This is a genomic window from Spirosoma aerophilum (genome assembly GCF_054782495.1).
The window spans coordinates 1-20,370 of the sequence record NZ_BAAGSJ010000025.1 but is presented as its reverse complement, the minus strand read 5'-3'; the positions used below and the strand labels follow the sequence as shown (position 1 = coordinate 20,370).

15 protein-coding genes are annotated in these 20,370 nt (G+C 51.1%); 8 read left to right on the top strand and 7 right to left on the bottom strand.

Annotated features, from left to right (window positions below; genetic code table 11):
- Nucleotides 1-58: 58 nt before the first annotated feature.
- The 4 genes from ACYVK4_RS26135 to dtd form a co-directional block, all read right to left on the bottom strand.
- Nucleotides 59-634, bottom strand: a complete 576-nt coding sequence (locus ACYVK4_RS26135) for a DUF3109 family protein (RefSeq protein WP_461130519.1) — start codon at nt 632-634, stop codon at nt 59-61.
- A gap of 108 nt (nt 635-742) precedes the next feature.
- A complete protein-coding gene (locus tag ACYVK4_RS26130) occupies nt 743-3,145 on the bottom strand; it encodes a LysM peptidoglycan-binding domain-containing protein (RefSeq protein WP_461130520.1) in 2,403 nt (800 codons plus the stop codon).
- 10 nt (nt 3,146-3,155) lie between these two features.
- Complete coding sequence (locus ACYVK4_RS26125) at nt 3,156-3,800, bottom strand: O-methyltransferase (protein WP_461130518.1); 645 nt, start codon at nt 3,798-3,800, stop codon at nt 3,156-3,158.
- Between the two features lie 90 nt (nt 3,801-3,890).
- Nucleotides 3,891-4,343 (bottom strand): D-aminoacyl-tRNA deacylase, encoded by a 453-nt coding sequence (gene dtd, locus ACYVK4_RS26120; RefSeq protein ID WP_461130517.1) that lies wholly within the window; start codon nt 4,341-4,343, stop codon nt 3,891-3,893.
- A 576-nt stretch (nt 4,344-4,919) separates the two neighbouring features.
- Here dtd and ACYVK4_RS26115 point away from each other — a divergent pair.
- The gene (locus tag ACYVK4_RS26115) at nt 4,920-5,219 is read left to right on the top strand and encodes a hypothetical protein (protein WP_461130516.1); all 300 of its coding nucleotides are present in this window, start codon (nt 4,920-4,922) and stop codon (nt 5,217-5,219) included.
- A gap of 139 nt (nt 5,220-5,358) precedes the next feature.
- Here the strand turns inward: ACYVK4_RS26115 and ACYVK4_RS26110 are convergent, their stop codons facing one another.
- On the bottom strand, nt 5,359-7,272 hold the full coding sequence (locus tag ACYVK4_RS26110; protein ID WP_461130515.1) for a S9 family peptidase: 1,914 nt from the start codon (nt 7,270-7,272) through the stop codon (nt 5,359-5,361).
- 251 nt (nt 7,273-7,523) lie between these two features.
- Between ACYVK4_RS26110 and ACYVK4_RS26105 the strand changes: the two genes are divergently transcribed.
- Nucleotides 7,524-8,309 (top strand): DUF2490 domain-containing protein, encoded by a 786-nt coding sequence (locus ACYVK4_RS26105; RefSeq protein WP_461130514.1) that lies wholly within the window; start codon nt 7,524-7,526, stop codon nt 8,307-8,309.
- Nucleotides 8,310-8,404: 95 nt separating this feature from the next.
- Here ACYVK4_RS26105 and ACYVK4_RS26100 read toward each other — a convergent pair whose 3' ends face one another.
- The gene (locus ACYVK4_RS26100) at nt 8,405-9,202 is read right to left on the bottom strand and encodes a MerR family transcriptional regulator (protein WP_461130513.1); all 798 of its coding nucleotides are present in this window, start codon (nt 9,200-9,202) and stop codon (nt 8,405-8,407) included.
- 175 nt (nt 9,203-9,377) lie between these two features.
- On the opposite strand from ACYVK4_RS26100, the gene ACYVK4_RS26095 reads away from it, so the two are divergent.
- The 5 genes from ACYVK4_RS26095 to ACYVK4_RS26075 all read left to right on the top strand — a co-directional run bounded on the left by ACYVK4_RS26095 (nt 9,378) and on the right by ACYVK4_RS26075 (nt 17,433).
- Nucleotides 9,378-10,484 carry a redoxin family protein gene (locus ACYVK4_RS26095; RefSeq protein WP_461130512.1) on the top strand — a complete coding sequence of 369 codons (1,107 nt, stop codon included), beginning with the start codon at nt 9,378-9,380 and terminating at the stop codon, nt 10,482-10,484.
- 85 nt (nt 10,485-10,569) lie between these two features.
- Nucleotides 10,570-11,160, top strand: a complete 591-nt coding sequence (locus tag ACYVK4_RS26090; RefSeq protein WP_461130511.1) for an RNA polymerase sigma factor — start codon at nt 10,570-10,572, stop codon at nt 11,158-11,160.
- A gap of 83 nt (nt 11,161-11,243) precedes the next feature.
- Nucleotides 11,244-12,314 carry a FecR family protein gene (locus tag ACYVK4_RS26085; protein ID WP_461130510.1) on the top strand — a complete coding sequence of 357 codons (1,071 nt, stop codon included), beginning with the start codon at nt 11,244-11,246 and terminating at the stop codon, nt 12,312-12,314.
- A gap of 31 nt (nt 12,315-12,345) precedes the next feature.
- Nucleotides 12,346-15,804, top strand: a complete 3,459-nt coding sequence (locus ACYVK4_RS26080; RefSeq protein WP_461130509.1) for a SusC/RagA family TonB-linked outer membrane protein — start codon at nt 12,346-12,348, stop codon at nt 15,802-15,804.
- A 105-nt stretch (nt 15,805-15,909) separates the two neighbouring features.
- Nucleotides 15,910-17,433 (top strand): RagB/SusD family nutrient uptake outer membrane protein, encoded by a 1,524-nt coding sequence (locus tag ACYVK4_RS26075; RefSeq protein WP_461130508.1) that lies wholly within the window; start codon nt 15,910-15,912, stop codon nt 17,431-17,433.
- 143 nt (nt 17,434-17,576) lie between these two features.
- Here the strand turns inward: ACYVK4_RS26075 and ACYVK4_RS26070 are convergent, their stop codons facing one another.
- Complete coding sequence (locus ACYVK4_RS26070) at nt 17,577-18,980, bottom strand: PQQ-dependent sugar dehydrogenase (protein WP_461130507.1); 1,404 nt, start codon at nt 18,978-18,980, stop codon at nt 17,577-17,579.
- Between the two features lie 203 nt (nt 18,981-19,183).
- Between ACYVK4_RS26070 and ACYVK4_RS26065 the strand changes: the two genes are divergently transcribed.
- Nucleotides 19,184-20,236, top strand: a complete 1,053-nt coding sequence (locus ACYVK4_RS26065) for a glycoside hydrolase family 43 protein (RefSeq protein WP_461130506.1) — start codon at nt 19,184-19,186, stop codon at nt 20,234-20,236.
- Nucleotides 20,237-20,370: the final 134 nt, after the last annotated feature.

Below are 20,370 nucleotides of genomic sequence, written 5' to 3'. Positions count from 1 at the left end.
AACGTGGGTGATAACTGCGTATAAGCTAGATTTTAAGCTAATCAACCCATTATTCACGTTAGTTAACGTCGTCTTTCTCTTCGATTGCTTTCGTCAGACGGCCATACCATTCTTCACCGTAGGCCCGCACGAGGGCTTCACGGACGAATTTGTAGATGGGCACGTTCAATTGTTCACCAAGGCCACAGGCGGGGCTGCAGATAGGCCAGCGGTCATAATTCAGCGCGTGAAACGACTCGTATTTAGTGATGCGGATAGGATACAGATGACACGAAATGGGTTTTTTCCAGTCCACCTTTCCATCGTTATACGCTTCTTCTATTCCGCATTTCAATATGCCTTTGTTATCCCAGGTGGCATAAACACACTCCCGTCCGCCAACGGTATTCGTGACAAAGCCTCCCTCTCCATCGGATTCATAGCCCCCTTTCTGTTCAATGACCCGAATACCTTCCGGCGATAGATACGGTTTTATATCCTCGTAAATTCGATCCAGAATGGCAGGCTCATCGCCTTCCAGTGGGGCGCCCATATCGCCTTCAACGCAGCAAGCTCCTTTGCATTTATCCAGATTACAGACAAAGAACTTTTCAGCGACGTCGTCGCTGATGCAGGTATTATCAATGAGTATCATATATGTAAAGATACTAGGTCGGTGCCAAATTCTGATGATCCACCAGCCTTTATAGAAAAAGCCGCCCCACAAGGGAGCGGCTTTTTCTGTCTGTGAACCGCCGAACAATTACGGCTTCACTATTTTAAGTTTCTGACCTACTTTAACCCCTACATCGGAGAGGTTATTCCAGGATTGAATTTGCTCGATACTCACTCCATAAATTTGAGAGATCCGGAACATGGTTTCCCCTTTTGCCACGGTATGGTAGGTTACCGCCGACTCAGCAACAGACGTCGGTTTGGCAGTTGATGAGGGTTGAACAATCCGGCCACCGGGCGTTAGTTTAACAGCCAGTTTCTGACCAACCTCCAGTTTATCATCGGCAGTCAGGCTGTTTATCGACAACAGCTCATCAACGCTCAGGCCGTACAGCTTCGAAATGCTGTAATACGTTTGCCCCGGCTCAACAACGTGCGTTGTCGCCGACCGATTGACAACAGTGGGTGTCGTTGAACGCGTTGGCAACGAACCACTAACCTCTTTAGGCTCCGGGCTACTCGGGGTAACGATTGTTACCGGACGTGTGTCTGTCTTGGCAACAACAGGGGGAGCCGGACGCGGAGGTGCTTTTGTGGTCGGAACGGCCGTCGGAACTGTCAGCGATCCATCGGCCTGCTGTTCCCGTGGTCCTTCATATTTATCCGCTTCGGGGCGTCCCATATCAACATCCACCGCTGGGGCTGACTTGGGGCGGGGGGTACTGGCATACGTATCTTTTGCGCGCGTGGCAGGAACTACCGATGAACCAGCTTTGCGGTCGCGCTCGGGTGTGGTGGCAACGGGTACCGCTTTTGTTGATTCGGGGCCTTCCGGTGTTCTCACAATAACAACACGCTGCGAGCCCTCGTTGCTATCCTGGCGTGTTGCTGGCATTGGCCGGTCGGCGGGCTGGGCCGGGCTGGTAGCAGGTTGAATGGACGGACGCTGAGGTTCTGTCCGCTGCGGTGCAGCCGGCTCAGACGTACCGTCGTTTGGTGTAACGCCACCGCCCACCAGTTTAGGCTGGTATAGCTTGCGTTCTGATGCATTACGAGGAACAGCGTCACCACCGGTTACAGTCCGGGAGGGGCCTCCTGCCGTTGTCGAAACGACAGCAACTTCCTGACGAGTTGGCGGTGTTGGGGTACGATCATACACCGGTGGAGTTGGCGAGTTGATCACCTCAACAGGTTTATTGCTGGGTCGGCGTTCACGCAGCCACATCACCCGGCCCGTTGCCAGTTTCTGCACCCGATCCAGGCGGTTGTAGCGCATTAATTTTTTCAACCGGATGCCATAACGCTGCGAGATGCTGCGAGCGGTTTCATCTTCACGAACGGTGTGGAAAGGCACCAGCGCTTTCTTCCGCTTTTTGGCTAAATAATAAATATCGTTGACGATCACCGGATCACGATCGCTCATGTCATTGTAGCGAAGGAAACTCGACAGACTGATCTTAGCCTTTCTGGCCAGCGACCCCGAGTTATCACCCGCCTGTGCCTGGATACCCGGCAATCCATTTATTTCGTACAGAATAGGGTCGTTTTTGCTGCTAATGCCCGTTGTAACCCGGCGCAGAACAGGAAAACCAACATCGTTCTGAACAAATTCGGGCGTTTTCTTCGAGCTAACACTTACGATCTTTTGCCGAACATCATTGATCTGATCGCTTGCCACCGGAATGGCCATCACGTAGGTCTTGTCGGTTGGCACGCCTTCGCCAAGCACCCATCGATTGTATTTACGAAGTTCAAATTCATCGACACCTAACTCTTCAGCAATGGACCGCATGGTCTTACCTCCCCCATTCGGGTACTCGATAAGCGCGAAGCGATTGCTTGTCTGGTGAAATTTCAAGGCGTTTTCAATGGCCACTTTATGGGCAAAGAAGCGCAGTATATACCGATCGGTATTGCCATCCAGCGCTACCTCGCGGGCATAAGCCCATTCGGGTGGAATTAACTTGGAAATACCTCCGGCACCCAGGTAATAAGAATACAGCGAGGCTACCCAGTTATTAAACTGTCCATTGCTTCTTTTCAGATACTTGGCGGCCCCGTGCGTAGAACCGGTAATGCTCTTACGCTCGTCTATTTCTTCGTCAACCCGCATTCCATTGTCGGTGGCGGTTTCGCGCTTGAACTGCCAGTAGCCAACGGCGGTCGATGACGATACGGCATCGGGCGTCAGCGAGCTTTCCTGAACGGCAAGGTATTTAAAATCGGTCGGGACATCCTCATCGATCAAAATAGACTCGATCATCGGAAAGTAAAGCACTACGCGGTCAAGTTTGGCCGTCCAGTACTGCCGATTGGCCAGGAGTGCGTTTACGTCCTGCTGCACAATACGGCGGGCATCAGGATTTAAGCGTACAACGATATCGGCAAACGACACCTGCTCCGGCACCACCGGAACCGATACAACCTGCGCCGACACGATCAGGCTTATTAAAACAAAGCAAGTGGTTAAGGAGAGCGTTAGTTTTTTCATCATTCGTCATTCAGTTTCGTTTCCTAAGCATCATAATCCCGTCTCGAACGGGAAGCAACACATTCTCTACGCGCGGATCGTTATGTACTTTTTGATTGAAAGCTACTACAGAAAGAGTGTCTAAATCGGATGCCTTTACCGGCTCAACAACCTTGCCACTCCATAAAACATTATCGGCCAGAATGAAACCACCCGGCCGCACTTTATCAATTACCAGGTCAAAGTAAAGAGACAGGTTGCGTTTGTCGGCGTCGATAAACACTAAGTCAAACGTTTGATGGAGAGTTGGGAGTATATCGGAAGCCATACCCAGTCGAAAATCAATTTTGTCGTTTAAGGGCGACTGCCGCCAATACGATCTGGCAAAATCCTCGAGTTCTTCGTTCTGATCGATGGTTATGAGCTTTCCGGAATCTGTCAACCCTTCGGCCAGGCAGAGGGCCGAGTATCCCGTGTACGTACCGATCTCAAGAATCAACTGCGGGCGGATCATCCACGAGATCATGGACAGAAAACGGCCCTGAACATGCCCTGACAGCATCCGTGGGGCCATTATATGCGCACGTGTGTTCCGGTTCAGGCGACTCAGCAGCTCACTTTCCGGCGAGGTGTGGGCATCCGCGTAAGCAGTAATATCAGGAGGTAAAAAATCCATTCGGCTGTTCACCTGCTTCTAAACGGGCAAGGTGAGGGCTGGTTTTGGTAAAAGTAAGGGATAGTGGTAACATAATTATAATCCCGCTCCCTAAATCCGATTTTTTGAGTCGATCAAAATAGTTACCGGCCCATCATTGAGTAAGGCTACTTTCATATCGGCTCCGAACTCACCCGTTTGGATGGATTTTCCTAATTCAGTCGACAAACGGGCAATCATCGCTTCGTAAAGCGGAATGGCTACCTCTGGCCGGGCGGCTTCGATGAAACTGGGACGGTTGCCTTTTTTGGTGCTGGCATGAAGGGTAAATTGACTGATCAGCAGGATATCGCCCTCTACGGCCGCCAGATCAAGATTCATTTTACCAGCGTCATCACCAAACACCCGCATACCCACAATTTTTCGACTAAGCCAGTCGATATCTTCATGCGTGTCAGTATGGGTGATACCCAATAGCACAAGAAATCCAGTATTGATCTGTCCTTTTACCTGATCATTAATTTGGACAGAAGCCTGAGAAACACGTTGAATAACGGCAATCATATTAATCAATTAAGTGTCTTCAGGCAAATGTACGCATAGGTTAATTCACTACTTACGCTGCGTTGGAGACTCGTTACTATACCGCTTCCTAATTTTACTAGCGATAAAGTCAATTTATATACTATTCTTGTAATTCTTTATAGTACAGAATCAATCAGAACGCATCCATTATCCACATTTTCCCGTATAATCACTAAATGCAAAAAACGTTGAAGCCCGTTTAAACCATTTATCATTTTACAGGTCCTTTGCTTCAACACGAACGCCCATGCCGATACTGAAACTATGAATAAGACTTTCTTTTTGCTACTTGTTATTCTGGGGGCTCTGGCAGCTTTTTGTGGCTATTGCGCCTTATTGATTAACTGGCTACAAAACTATTCGAACGGAGTGTATTTACACAATCATACGGGAGCCGTACTCGAATCCGGCGCTCTGGTCCTTTATACCTTTTTCGGCATAAAGTTTTTTTATCGCCATGTCAATTCGTTAGATAACTAAAGGCTGTTCTTTGCGTTTACAAAGGAGCCTGTCCAGTCATTCATGCGACTGGAAGCTATTCTAACAATACATATTATGTGGTGGAAAAAGACTAAGGTATATACCAAACAACGTTTAAGAGAAGCTAATCTTGACCCGGTTCCTTTTGTTAAAGAACGAATACGCAGTGAATTTGCCCGGGAAGTGCTGGAGCCAATGCCTATTACCCAGGCCGACCGGGGGAATGAAGTCGAGTTTCAGGCCGATGCCGTCGTGCTCAGCTTACCCGAATGGCAGCGTATCAAATCAGAGTTAACAGCCCTTGCCGAAACGGGTTCGCCCGATCAACGCAACACCATTGTTCAGCTTATCGAGTCAGTTGAGCAGACGAAATGAGGGTAGTATAGTGGTACGGTTAATGCATATCTCTCCCGCTTTTCGTGCTATAAAATGATAAAAGACCTGTCCGCAGTCACCACGGGTGAATTGCAGACGGGTCTTTTTGATTATAGAACTGGCTTTTTGCTGAAATCAGTTAGCGGACTATATCGGGTCCCCGAAGGTATTTGTCCAGAAACTCTTTGACTGCCTTGTAGGCCGTTATTTCATTTTCTTTCTTTACAAAGCCATGCCCTTCGTTCGGGAACGTGACATACTCGACAGGCACTCCGTTCTTTTTCACATTCGCCACAATCTCATCTGATTCAATTTTTAACACGCGGGGATCATTGGCACCCTGAATAACTAACAGCGGCTTTTTGATTCGTTTGGTGTGAAACAAAGGCGACTTATTGTACAGGGCAACAGAATCGGTTTTCGGATGACCGATTTCCTTGAACATGGCGTCGCGTTGGGGTCCCCACCATTCGGGCATGCTGTTCAACGTACGAATCCAGTTAGCAACACCAAAAATATCAACGCCGACGGCAAACTCTTCGGGAGTGAATGTCAGGCCCGCCAGGGTCATATAGCCGCCATATGATCCGCCCATAATGCCAATTTTTTTCGGATCGACGTACCCTGTTTCCGTTAGGAATTTTTTCGACTCAACGCAGTCTTTCAAATCAGCATCGCCATGTTTCCGATCGTCGGCGCCATAGAATGTTTTGCCATAACCCGAACTCCCCCGGTTGTTTACCGCCAGCACGACATAGCCGTTGTTGACAAGATACTGCACCAAAGGTGAATAGGTGAGTCGGGTCTGTCCACCCGGCCCGCCATGAATGGACAGTATAGCGGGTAGTTTGTCGCCGGGGCGGGCATCGGCTGGTTTATACAGCAGGGCGGGTACCTCCATCCCATCGAACGACTTATAGCGAATGACCTCCCCTGCCACCAGGTCTTCAGCATTTATTTCCGGGTTCAGGCCCCGCACCAGGGGCGTCACTTTCCCCGACTTGAAGTCATAAGAATATAAAGTTGCCGGTGAATTGGAGCTGTTTACGAAAAAGGTCATTCTATCTTCGCTATCCGCAATGGTTACGCCGGTTATGTCTCCACCAGGCATGGCAGGCAGCTTAACAGCCTTTCCGGTGCGGGTGTCAATGATTTTAAGTTCAGTACGGGCATCGTTATTGACGGACAGAATACGGTAACGCCCGCGATACGACAGGTAGTCGCCCGAAATATCCCAGTTGGCCTTATCGAGTACCGTACTCTGGCCTGAAGCTAAATCATAGGCTTTCACATAGGTAAACTCGCTGCCTTCGTCCGTCGACAGCAGGAGTTTACGGCCATCGGGTGTAAAGCCTTCCGGTGTGTTATTAACATCCCCTTCATGCTTTGTCAGCAGTTTGGCTTCCTTGGTTTTCGTATCATACAGATAGACATCGCCATTCGTCGTGGTTATTGTTTTGCTTAAAGCGATGTATCGTTTATCGGGCGATACATCGCCGGGGAAATAACCACCGGGATTTTCATAGAGTCGTGTAGGCTTCAGCGTCGCTAACTCCATCTCATACACATCAAAAGCGGCAGGATTACGCTGATTTGACTGATAAAAGAAACTCTTGCGATCGTGACTCAATCCGCCAAATTGAAACTTGGCTTTCTCGGCGGGTGTCAGGTCTTTAACGGTTCCGTCTTTTTCGCGGAGATAAATATGGTTGAGTTCATTGCCACCCTGGTCGCTGCTGTATAAAATCCGACCGTCGGGCAGGTAGCCAATGGCGAAGATGGCGTTGGTTTTAGAGGTGGTAAGCTGGCGGGGCTGTCCCGATCCATTGAATGGAATTTCGTACAGGTTAAATACGCCATCCTGATTGCTGCTAAACAGGACGGTCTGCTCATCAGGTGAAATATCCGAACCACCAAAACGAATCGTTTTCATGAATTGCTCGATGGTATACTTACGGACCGCCGTCGGCCTGGGTGCGGGTCCGGCCAGTAGCCCACTGCCAGATACCGCCAGGCTCAACACTAGTATTCGAATAATAAGTAGCTTGTTCATACAGATACGTGGATTCGTTTTGTGGGAAATTTGATAGTGACGTCAACAAATTTGACGAAATATATCCGGCTTTTTACGTAGTAAAGCCACATTACCTAGCAACCATTTAGGCAATGGTTGTCAACATCTTTATTGTTCTCGATCCGCTTCTTCCGACAACTAAGATTACCAAATTATTAAGAGTGACCTACAAGGCTACACATATAGATAATACTGAATAATTTTGTATGTTGTAACTGACCTTGTTTATTGTGAACCGTTCCCCACTAGTCCTCTGTGGCTTTGTTTTTTTATTTATTTGTCATGCAAGCCACACGCTTGCCCAAACATCGCTCACCCCCTCAAGCCCCTGGGGAACCTGGGTGATCGCCACTGTTCAATTGCCTACCGGCGAGAAGAAATGGGGCGGCTTTGCTGAGATACAGGGACGAGCCAACGGTGTATTCAGGCAGTTTTTTTACAATGAGCTGAAAGGTGGGGTCAGCTACGACCTCGATAAAAACTTCACGCTCACCATTGCCGGTGGCCGCTATGCCACGTACGATTATAAAGACTTGTCCGACGGTCCGCTTAATACCGAGAAACGCCTGTGGGAGCAACTCATTATTAATCAATACCTGTCCCGGCTAAAGTTTGAACATCGTTACCGGGTAGAACAACGCTGGTTCTCGTTTCGGGACGGCACCACGCCCTACCGAAGTCGTATTCGCTACCGGATTAACGCTTTCATTCCCCTCAATAACCACACGGTTACGACCAAAACGACATTTCTTTCTATTTACAATGAGGTTTTTATTAACCCCGTTGGGCCGACTTTCGAACGAAACCGCATTTACGCCGGTATTGGCTATCAATTTGATAAGCAGTGGATTCTTCAGTTGGGCTGGGTGAACCAGACCAACTACAACTCAGCCACGTTCGATCAGGGCGTTTTCACACCCCAACTGGCGACCGGTAAAAATAACCTGGTTGTTGGTCTTACTTTTCGGCTTAAACGAAAGAATTCAACGGAAAGGCTCCCCACCCAGCCCGATTAGGGTATAAAAAAGACCTATAAGGTTTTTGAAACCTTATAGGTCTGCGTTGGCGATTACCCGTTTCCCAATTGATTTTTAGGGAAGTCCGTACCGGCTCACAAGTTCGTGTTGGCAAAGTAAACCATTGCCTTGTTCAGAAAAGCCGCATAAGCGGTATTTTCCTGCCCCTGCTGACTGGTGTACCGGGGGTCGTCTACATACAACTGCGCCAAGCCTTTGTAGGCATCGGCCATGTTCTTGCTCCGGCAAACCGACTCGCCCCAAAAGCCCCGAATGTTGGCGTAATGACGGGCTATCTGCGCCTGCACGGCCGGACTGGCGGGGTCCTGATCGACCATTGCGGCTAAAGTGCTGCCAATTTCCTGCTGGTCGGCCTTTAGCCGGGTAAAATCTTGTTTACCCATCTTGCGCAGTTTGGCCTCTGATTCTTCGACAACCTGGGCACCATAGGCGTCGATAGCCTCCTGCCGGTAAGCCTCTCCCTTAGGAAAACCTTCGTATAATTCTTCGTTTGTCAGCATGACTTTTTCTCCTTTTAGCGTTGAAATTGTTTTGTCAATCGTCTGTAACAGCGTCGAAAGCCGGTATTGACGAGCTTGGAGAGACAGCTTATGACTTTCCAGCGCACTGACCATATCAAAGGCGGGATCGTGAAGGATTGCCTTAATTTCACGGAGCGTAAAGTCCAGTTCTTTATAGAAAAGAATCTGCTGTAACGTCAGTAACTCTTTCTCGCCATACAACCGGTACCTGGCCTCGGTACGGATCGACGGCTTCAACAGGCCCAACCGGTCGTAATGGTGCAGTGTGCGCACACTGACACCCGCTACTTTCGCCAGACTATTTACCGAATACTGCTTCATACCCACGGCTTTCAGAGATTGACGAAACAAATGTAGGCTATGACGTAAGGGGAGAGTCAAGAGAAATCGGTTGTTTTTTTGTTCGGGACAAAACAAACATTACCTGGTAGCGTAATCTTAGTCAAATAGCCAATCTCTGTCCATACATGGATGAGGAATTAGCGGCTAAAAATGAGTACATTTCTTGACGAAAATCGCCTTGACAATGCGGGGAAAAGAAATACTAAATCGGCCTTTGTACGGCTTTGTATTGCTCGTTGTTCTCTGCCTGCTGCCCGTTCGGTTGCAGGCACAGCTTACCAGCACCATCAGCGGTTTCTTCCCCAAATCCTGGGAAGGAAAACAGGTGATGGTCGTTGCGAAACCGTTGGCTGGCCCACCCGTTATTGATACGTCAAACATAGTGAACAGAAGCGCTACCTTCTTCATTAAGCTAGGCGAGCCCAGCCCCGCTTACCTTTGGGTTGAGGGCAACCAGGACGATGTACACTTCTTTATCGACTCGCCCAGAATCAATATTGGTCTTGATCCGGAAACCGTAGGGCAACCCCTGATTACGGGATCGGCCAGCAGCGAGCAATGGGCCGCCCGAACCACCCTCCTCTCGAACAACCGCGAATCCCGGCCCGACTTCAGCCTGGAAACGTTTACCGCTTTGCAGGCGGGTGACTCCCTTGCTGCCTTCAGGCTGGATCAGATGCCAGACTCCCTTCGAACAGCCGACGACAACCAGCTTATCCGATTCATTGAGTCGTATCCGTTGCTGCCTTCGAGTTGGTACCTGTTTGCCTCAAACTACTTCCCGTATGCCAAAAAAGTCCAGCTGTTCGAGAAACTCGCTGCATTTTCAGCCTATCCCTCCTACCAGAAACTAAAAGAGAAACTGGCAGCCAAACAACTGGGGAATAAAGCCCCCGACTTCAGTTTACACAGCCACTTAGATTCAATTGTTACCCTATCCGGGTTAGGCGGTAATTACTTGCTGATCGACTTTACGGTTAGTCACCTGGTCCCCTACCAGCAGCAGCATGTAGACCTGATGAAGCTCTATCAAAAGTACCATTCGCTTGGACTGGAGATCATTACCGTATCCTACGAATTCAACAAGAAAACCGATAGTGAATTTCTGACGAGGTATAACGTACCCTGGACACAGGTTACCGATAGTATGGGACCTTCCTCCACGATGGAGGCCTTTGGTGTCGATCAGTTGCCGACCACCGTGCTACTGGATAAAAACAAGATCATTATAGACCGCGAATTATCTATCCATGAACTGGAGGTAAAATTGGATAAACTGCTGAAGAAGTAATAGACAAACATTACTTTTTATTGATTCGGCAGTACTATTTGCATAAAGGGTGGTAAATTTAAGCTTCCAATAACGCAACTAAGCATTGGAAAGCTCAACGTACCCCTACACAACCGATGCTGCCCTTTGGGATGATTTCCTGAGCGGCAGTAAAGAGGCATACGCCTATCTGTACCGTACATACGCCCCCGCCCTGTACAATTACGGCTACAAGATCGCCCAGAATCGGGAGTTGACCGAAGATTGTCTGCAAGATCTGTTCCTTACCATTCTGGAAACCCGCGAACGGCTCGGACGAACCGACTCCATCAAGTTCTATCTGATGCGATCGCTTCGGCGGGAGATCGTTCGTAAACTCACCAGCGAGCAGCGATTCGACCACGATACCGACCACCTGGACTTTGCCATTGAGTTTTACTACGAACCCACCTGGCTCGACCGGCAGATTTCGCAGGAGCAATCGACGCTGTTGCTGTATGAGCTGAACAATCTCCCCGCCCGCCAGAAAGAAGCGCTGTTTCTGAAGTATTTTGACAACCTGAGTTATGAAGAAATTGCCGGGATCATGGGCATCGAACAGACTTCCGTCTATAAAATCGTCTACAAAGCCATTGCGTCTCTTCAAAAACGGATGCCGACGAATACCGTCTTTCTCCTTTTGGCATTCATCCGATAAATTTTAGTAAAAAAGTAGGCATCCCGAGGGATAATCTGCTGAACGAAGCTCTTTGGTGAGTACACGTCAGCCGGATTTGGTCCATGAACATGCCTTTACCCGATTACAGCCAGTACTCCATCAACGAGTTCGTACTCGATGAGTCATTCCGCCAGTGGGTGCTTCAGCCCGATGAGCAGAGCATGACCTTCTGGCACCGTTTCATGCTCAAACACCCGGAGAAACAGGCTAGTATAGACGAAGCTGCGTCATTGCTGCTTCATTTGAATGTCCGCTTTGACGACTTGACCCATGCCAGTCAGGAACGCATCTGGCAGGTGCTCGACCGGGCTTTTGACGAAACACAAACAGAGCCAGCGTCTATACGACCTCTGTCCGGATGGCAACGCTTTGTTAACCGGCGACCCGGCTTTGGCTGGCAGCTTGCAGCTTCCATCACGGGCTTTCTGCTAATTGCCGGGGGTATGATCTACTATCAATTGCTTCCTAAAGAAAGGCGTATTCACACAACTTTCGGCGAGAACAGGACCGTTACGCTGCCCGATGGCTCAACGGTACTCCTCAACGGAAACACCACCCTCACCTATACCGATGGCTGGACGGATGACAAATCCCGAGAGGTCTGGCTCGATGGCGAAGGCTTTTTTACGGTTACCAAAAAGAGCCACCGGGGCAGTCGGGTGAAATTCGTGACGCATACTTCCGGACTGGACATTACCGTACTGGGCACCCAGTTTAACGTGAACACCCGTCGGGGCAGCACGGCCGTGACGTTGGTGGAAGGTAAGGTACAGCTATCTAAACCCGGCGAACCAGCGGGCAAGGTGATCGAGATGAAACCCGGTCAGTTTGCCGCCACGAAACCGAGCGTCGAAGCGGTCGAAATTCGGGAGGAGAAGCCGCAGTTGCACACGTCCTGGGTCGAGCATCAGTTTGTGTTCGACAACACATCACTTAGCGAAATCGCCCAGCAACTTCAGGACACCTACGGACTAACGATTGTCTTTGAAGATGATGACCTGGCCAACCGTCGATTTACGGGCAACCTGTCCAATCAGAGCATCGAAACCCTGCTGGCTACCCTTTCGCTCACATTTGATCTGACGGCCTACCGTACCGGCGACCGCATCAGTTTACGACATAACCCAAATTGAACCAACAACAAATTTACTTACATCTCTTCGTATGAAAAACCAGTATATTCTCCTTTCCATGCTTATGGGCGGGGTCTACGTCCTGCCGCAACCCAGTGTTGCGCAGTTGCTGACCCGCGCCCAACCGGCCTACGAAAGCACCGCCAGCGGGCAACAGACCCCAGCCGAAACACCAGCTGGCCAGCGGACGCGTCGGAGTCGTTCGCTAAAAAAAGCCTTGTCCGAACTCGAACGTCGTTTCAACATCAATTTCGCCTACGATGAACAAGTTGTAGCCAATCGGCAAACCGACGCCGATCTGGACGGTCTCTCGCTCGAACAGGCGCTCAGCCAGCTAATCGAATCGCAGGGGCTGCGCTACCGCAAAGTGAACGCGAATCTGTTTGCCATTCAGGCAGCACCTATCAAAAAGGTGGGGCTGGCCCTACCGGCCGAAAGCGCTACTCCCGCGCTGGCGACCGTCAGCAACGCGCTCACCGACGTAACGGAAGCCCCGCAACTCAAGCGCATTACGGGGCAGATTACCGACGAAACCAATCAGGGACTCCCCGGCGCCAACATCATCGAGAAAGGTACGACCACCGGTGCCACAACCGATGCCAATGGTAACTTCGTGCTGAACGTCAGCGATGCCGCCACAACGCTGACAGTATCCAGCGTGGGCTACGCTAGCCAGGATGTAGTCATTGGCAACAACACCGTTGTGAACGTGAAACTTGTACCCGATGACCGAACCCTCAACGAAGTAGTCGTGATCGGCTACCAGACGGTTCGGAAGCGGGATGTGACCGGCGCCAATGATGTAATCAGCCCAACGCAGGCCAATAAAGTAACGGCTAATTCGCTGGCCGAATCGATTCAGGGGTTATCACCGGGAGTTACCGTGCGTAATTCTGGTGTACCGGGGCAGCAGGCGTCGATTCAGATTCGTGGCGTCGCCAGCTTTCTGAACACCGACCCGCTGTACATCATCGACGGTATGATTGCGGACGCCAACCCAACCATCAACAACGACGATATCGAGTCGATTCAGGTGCTCAAAGATGCCTCAGCAGCCGCTATTTACGGGTCGCGGGCAGCCAATGGTGTTATCATCATTACCACCAAACAAGGCAAGGAAGGGCCGATTCGGGTGTCATTTTCGGCTAAATACGGGATTCAGCAGGTATACAAACGCTGGGATGTGATGGACGCGGCCAACTTTGCCGCTACCCAGCGAACACAGTACCAGAACGCCGGCCAAACGCCCCCGGCCAGCGTGGCAACGGCTACGTTCAATCCAAATATCAACACCGACTGGCAGGATCAGGTATTGCAAACGAGTAATCTCCAGGATTACAACCTGACTCTGTCGGGTGGTACCAAGACTGGTACGTATCTGATTTCGGGGAGTTATTTCGGGAATAAAGGCTATGTCATTGGTAGCGGCTTCGACCGGGCCAGTCTGCGTATCAATACCAAAAGCCAAATTGGGCGATTCACCTTCGGCGAAAACGCGCTGCTCACAAACTCGAACATCCAGAATTTTCCGGCGGGCAACCCCATTTATGATATGGCCGGTATGCTGCCCGTTATTCCGGTGCAGGACCCCAGCTATATCGACGCGGGTAATCCGGGCGGCTACGGCATTGGCCGGAACCCCGACGCGGTTACCTACGCCTTCAACCCGGTAGCCGTCCGGAATCTGGCCAGTAACAAAAGTAACTTCGCCAAGCTCGTCGGCAACGCGTACCTCGACGTAAAACTGGCTGACTGGCTGACGTACCGCGCCAACGCGGGTCTGGAAGTGAGTTTCGACTACACGCAGAATCTACGCCGGATTGGCACCTACCAGTATAGTGCTTCGCCGGTAGCCAGTTCGGTGGGCGAAGATCGGTCGCGCTACCTGAGTCTGCTATTCGAACACACCCTGAACTTTAACAAAGTGTTTGGGATGCACAACATCAACGGTGTGGTAGGTATCAGCCAGCAAACAACCCGACGCGACGTTACGTCGGGCTCCCGTACGAATCTGGGTTTTGCCGGTGGTCAGTACTTCAACACCATTAATGCCGCTACGGGTATTTCCAACTCGGCTGGTGGAACGCCCGACGATTACCGGATTCTGGGTTACATTGGCCGCGTCAACTACACGTACAACGACCGATACCTGCTCACGCTCACGGGCCGTGTCGATCAGGATTCCCGGTTTGGGGCCAATTACCGGACGGGCTTCTTCCCATCGGTAGCCGCGGCCTGGCGCATCAGTGAGGAGAAATTTTTCAATGTTAGCTGGATTTCGGATTTAAAGCTCAATGCCTCCTATGGTAAACTGGGTATCGTTGTGCCAACGCTGGGTTCATTCCCCTATACAGCCTTCATCAACAGCAATCCGAGAACTATTTTCGGGGTTGACCAGACACCCTTCGTAGGAGCCTATCAGGCGCAATTGGCGAACCCGGATTTGCGTTGGGAAGAGCGGATTCAGCAAAACTACGGTGTCTCGGCATCGTTCCTGAGAAATCGCATTTCCACAGAGATCAACGTCTACAACTCACTCTCGAACGACGCCATTCTGAACCTAGCCGTTCCGGGCTATCTGGGCAACCTGCGCGGCAACCCCTACGTAAATACGGCTTCCATACGCAACCGGGGCGTCGAGTTTTCGGCTACCTACCGCAACAACGAACATGCCGTTAAGTGGGATGTGTCGGGCAACTTTACGACCATCAAAAACCGGGTCGAAAACGTAGGAAACCAGGGTCAGAACATCAACTACATCCAGAGTGGCAACACCCGCTCGCAGGTTGGGCAGGCTGTGGGTCAGTGGTATGTACTGAAAACGGCGGGGCTCTTCCAGAATCAGGAAGAGATTAACAACTACAAAGGAGCCAATGGAAACCTGATTCAGCCGAACGCTAAACCGGGCGACATTAAATATGTGGACACCAACGGCGACGGACAAATTACCCAGAACGACGACCGGCAGTTTGTGGGTTCGCCTTGGCCCAAGTTGCAGGCGGGTGCGCAGGCCAATGTATCGTACGGGCAATTTTCACTTAACGTGCAGTTGACCGGCGTATTTGGCTATACTGTCTACAACGATGTACGGCGCGGCCTGGACAGCTACCAGCTCACTAACTTCCGCTCTGACATCAGCCCCTGGACGTCCTCCAACACCAACACAACCGACCCTCGGTTAGGCCTGGAAAGTGGCGATCAGGGCATCATCTCGAACAACTTTGGGTATACAGATCGCTGGCTGGAGAATGCCTCCTACGTTCGGATGCGCAACGTAGAGATCGGCTACACGTTACCCAAGTCCCTGCTTAATACGATCAAAATCCGCAATGCCCGCGTGTATGTAAGTGGCCAGAACCTGTTCACCCTTACGAAATACTCCGGCCTTGACCCCGACGTTACGGGCGCAAATATTCAGGAGCGGGGCGTCGACCTCGGCCACTGGCCCTCCCCCCGCGTCGTATCGGTAGGCGTCAACTGCGACTTCTAACCTGTTGTAAATAAACTCGTCATGAAACAACAGGGCAATTTGCTCAACCATGAAAAAGCAGCAAACGCGCTTACACTCTTTCACTTTTTCGCTCTTTCTTTTAAGATGAAAAATAGATTCATTTTGCTAACCATAGCCGCTACGATGTCCCTCGCTGGCTGCGACCGGAGCCTCGATATTGTGAACCCCAACCAGGTAACAACCGAGTCGTTCTGGAAAACTTCCGACGATGCGCTGGCGGGTGTCAACGCCGTTTACAGCACCATGCACCGGGGCGGCATTTCGCGCTGGATGCCGTTTTACTACATCATCCGGTCCGATGAAGGCCGTAGCCAAAGCCCGGCGACCGACATTGTCAATAACATGGACCAGTTTCTGATAACGGACTATAACTACGGCAATGCCTACGGTATCTGGAACGACAACTACATCGGTATCAACCGGGCCAATCAGGTCATCAACAATGTCCCGACTATTCAGATGGACGCTACCCTGAAAGGGCGGTACGTAGGCGAAGCCAAGTTCCTGCGGGCCATGTATTATTTCCATCTGGTCACTTTATGGGGCAACGTGCCGCTGCTTCTGCAACAATCCGTTGTAGGTGATAAACCCAGCTCGGCAACCACCGCGCAGGTTTGGGCGCAGATCGAAAAAGACCTGACCGAAGCCGCTGCGACCTTACCAACCACGTACAGCAACGCCGATCTGGGCCGGGCCACAAAAGGTGCCGCTTATGCCTTACTGGCGAGAGCGCAGATGCAGCAGCAGAAATACACCGAAGCCCTTACGCCCCTGCAATGGCTGGCGGAGGGTGAAGGTAAAAGTATATATGCGCTGATGCCAAACTATCGCGATAACTTCTTGATCACGAGCGAGAACAACCGTGAATCCATCTTCGAGTGGCAGTTCCAGATCAACGAGGCCGAATACACCGACGACGATACCGAAACGCCGAACCAGAACTACGGCACCTCGCTGGCACAGTTTTTTGGGCCAAGCGGCATTGGCTGGTCGGATGGCGAAGCGCAACGCTGGCCAACCCGTGAGTTTACGGAGAAAACAACGACCGGTGCCCGGGACCCACGACTGGAAGCGTCGTTCCTCTTCGACTCGACCGATGTACGCGGCCCTGATTTTACCCAGATTTACGGGCAGACATTCACCCAACGGTATGGCCGGGATAATAAACGGGTGTGGTTCCGGAAATTTCAGAATGACCACTGGAAAAATGCAGAAGGCTACCGGTCGCCCAACAACTGGCGGTACATTCGTTACGCCGATGTGCTGCTGATGTACGCCGAAGCTCTCAACGCGACGGGCAAAACAACGCAGGCGTATGCATTTGTCGATCAGGTTCGTCAGCGGGCTGGCTTACCCACGCTGACCGTTGCCAAACCGGGCCTTACGCAGGCACAATTCCTGACCCAGTTGAAGCACGAACGATTGCTGGAACTATCGGGGGAGGGCTGGCGCTGGAACGACCTTGCCCGCTGGGGTGATCTCGGCCCGCAGCTGGCCGTTCGCGACCCGGCTTTCTCCACCTTTGTCAAAGGCAAAAGTGAACTGCTGCCCATCCCGCAACTAGACCGGGACCTAAATCCAAACCTGGTACAAAACCCAAATTATTAATATTTTGCCACAGAGCGGCCCGGAGGAGACACCGCGTTACACAGAAGATTTTCTCTATAATTTCTCTGTGTAACGCGGTGTCTCCTCCGGGCCTCTCTGTGGCAAAAAACAAATTTATTCTAATCTGGCCAGGTTGGCTACCTTTATTCGGGTGTGATTCGCAAGAGCGCGTCCGGGCTATTCGTGAGTACGTACAAAGCACCGTCGGGGCCAATTTTCAAATCCCTTACCCGCCCATATCCTTTCAGCAGCACCTCCTGTTCGGTCACCTTATCGGCCTTAACCACCAGTCGGCGGATTTCCTCAAACTTGAGTGCCGTCACCAGCAGGTTGTTCTGCCAGTGCGGAAAGCGGCTACCCGTCACAAAGGCAATCGCACTAACGGCAATGGAAGGCGTCCAGTAGGTAATGGGCTGTTCCATGCCTTCGCGCTGGGTTTCGGTGGTGATAATACTCCCGTTATAGTCGATGCCATACGTAATCACCGGCCACCCATAATTGGCACCCTTCTTCAGAATATTCAGCTCATCGCCACCCTGCGGTCCGTGTTCACTCGCGTAGATAACACCGGTTACCGGATGCTGGGCCAGCCCCTGTGCGTTGCGATTGCCCCAACTGTAAATGGCCTGTAAGTAGTTCGCTTTACCATACAGCGGGTTGTCTTTCGGTATAGAGCCATCGGGGTTTATTCGGTAAATTTTGCCGGACGGCCTCGATAAAATCTGGGAATCTCCGGCGCGGTTCATATCCCCGATAGTGAAAAAGAGGTGTCCCTGTTTATCGAACAGGAAACGGCATCCCCAGCGTGTGCCGCCAGTCACCAGCAACGAGTCGGGAACTTGAAACAGCGTCTGCTCGTCTACCCACTGATGGTCACGTACCTTTCCCCGGACGATTTTTGTCATGCCGGGCGTCTTCTTGTCCGAACTGTTTTGCGGGTTATGGCTAAATCCGATGTAGACCCAGCCGTTGGTTTTGTAATCGGGATCGAGCGCCAGATCCATCATTCCCCCAACAAGATCTGTGCCGTAGGTTTTAGGCAGGCCGGTAATTTTCTGCCCATCCAGCTTGCCGTTCACCAGCGAAAAAAGCTCTCCGTTCTTGCCGGTGATTAGCGCGTGACTGGCATCGACAAACTCAATACCCCAGGGGCTAGTCAATCCCTCCGTTACCAGCTTCTCGATTTTGAGCTTATACAGTTTGGTATCGACCTGAAGGGGTAAGTCGGTCTTTTTGAGCAAATCCGGCGAGGACTGTGCATTCAGGATAAAATCGGTGACAGCCTCGATCTCTTTGGCCGAAAGAACGCCTTCGAACTTGATCATCTCGGTCGATGGAACGCCATTCCGGATGGTTCGTAGTAGGGAGTTGCGGTCACCCCCGTGTTTCCATTCGTTCTTGACGAGGGCGGGTCCGGCGCTGCCCTGTAGCTGGGCCCCGTGGCATCCGGCACAGTAGTTTTTATAGACGATCTGCCCATTCTGCGCCACTGATTGAACATAGCTGAACACGACTAAAACAAAGCTGAACAGTAACGTTTTATGCATTTTTTTCTTCTGATTTAGGTCTGTTTACGGAAGCAGTCTCCCGCTGTTCTGGTTTGTAAAGCGATACCGACGGGGTTTGGTACAGGTCTACCCATCCATCAATTATTACCTGATTAGTCAATAACTACAACTCTTTTTTCAGCAAGTCGGCACTTTATAGCAGATAAAGGTATTTTAGAGGTCAGGAATACCTTAACTCAACCATGAAAAACTACCTTTTTATTCTGCTGGCGCTGGTGATCGCCTGCCAGTCGGCCGATAAGCCCAACCCCACCCCTACGCCCCCCATCACGACGGTCGACACCGTTGGCAAGTTCCAGAACCCGTTGTTGACTGCTACCCCTGACCCCTGGGTGACGTATAAAGATGGTTTCTATTACGTGATGCATACCACCGGAAACAACCTGCGCATCTACAAAACAGCCGCCATGAGCCGCCTGGGATCGGCACGCCCGGTAACCGTCTGGACACCACCCGCCACCGGCCCTAACTCCCGCGACATCTGGGCTCCCGAACTGCATTTCGCAAACGGCAAATGGTATATCTATTACGCAGCCGACAACAACGGCAACGATGCTACCCACCGGATGTTCGTCCTCGAAAACGAATCGACCGACCCGACTCAGGGCACGTGGATCGACCGGGGCCAGCTCAACTTACCCGAGAATAAATGGGCCATTGATGGCACGCTGCTCCAGCAAAATGGGCAGTTGTATTTCGCCTGGTCGGGATGGGAAACGGATCTGGGTGGGTCGCAACACATCTACATGGCTAAATTATCAAACCCATACACTGTTGAAAGTACAACACGGATTAAGCTTTCCTCACCGGAATATGCCTGGGAGAAGAACGGCTTCGGCGTGAACGAAGGGCCGGAATTTCTGGTACACAACAACAAGGTCTTTCTGATTTATTCAGCCAGTTTCTGCGGCACCGACCTATACGCGCTGGGGCAGCTTTCCGCCGATACCAGTGCTGATCTGCTCAACCCGGCATCCTGGACGAAGTCGGCCACGCCCGTATTTGGCCCCAATGGCGGCAACAGAACGTTTGGCATTGGACACAATAGTTTCTTCACTACGCCCGACGGAAAAGAGAACTGGCTTGTTTACCATGCCAATGCCGCTGCGGGGCAGGGATGCGGCAACAACCGCTCGATCCGTATGCAGCCCTTCACCTGGAAAGCCGACGGTTCCCCAGATTTTGGCACGCCAGCCCCAATATCGTTGTGGATGAAACGGCCGAGTGGCGAGTGAGCCGGAACGCCTAGTTAACGTGAATAATGGCTGTATGTATGTTGAATTGAGATTATTAAACAAGTTTAAAACTTTTTTTTAACCACAGAGACGGTCCGCCGTTGCGGCACAAAGCGCACAGAGGTTGATGGGGC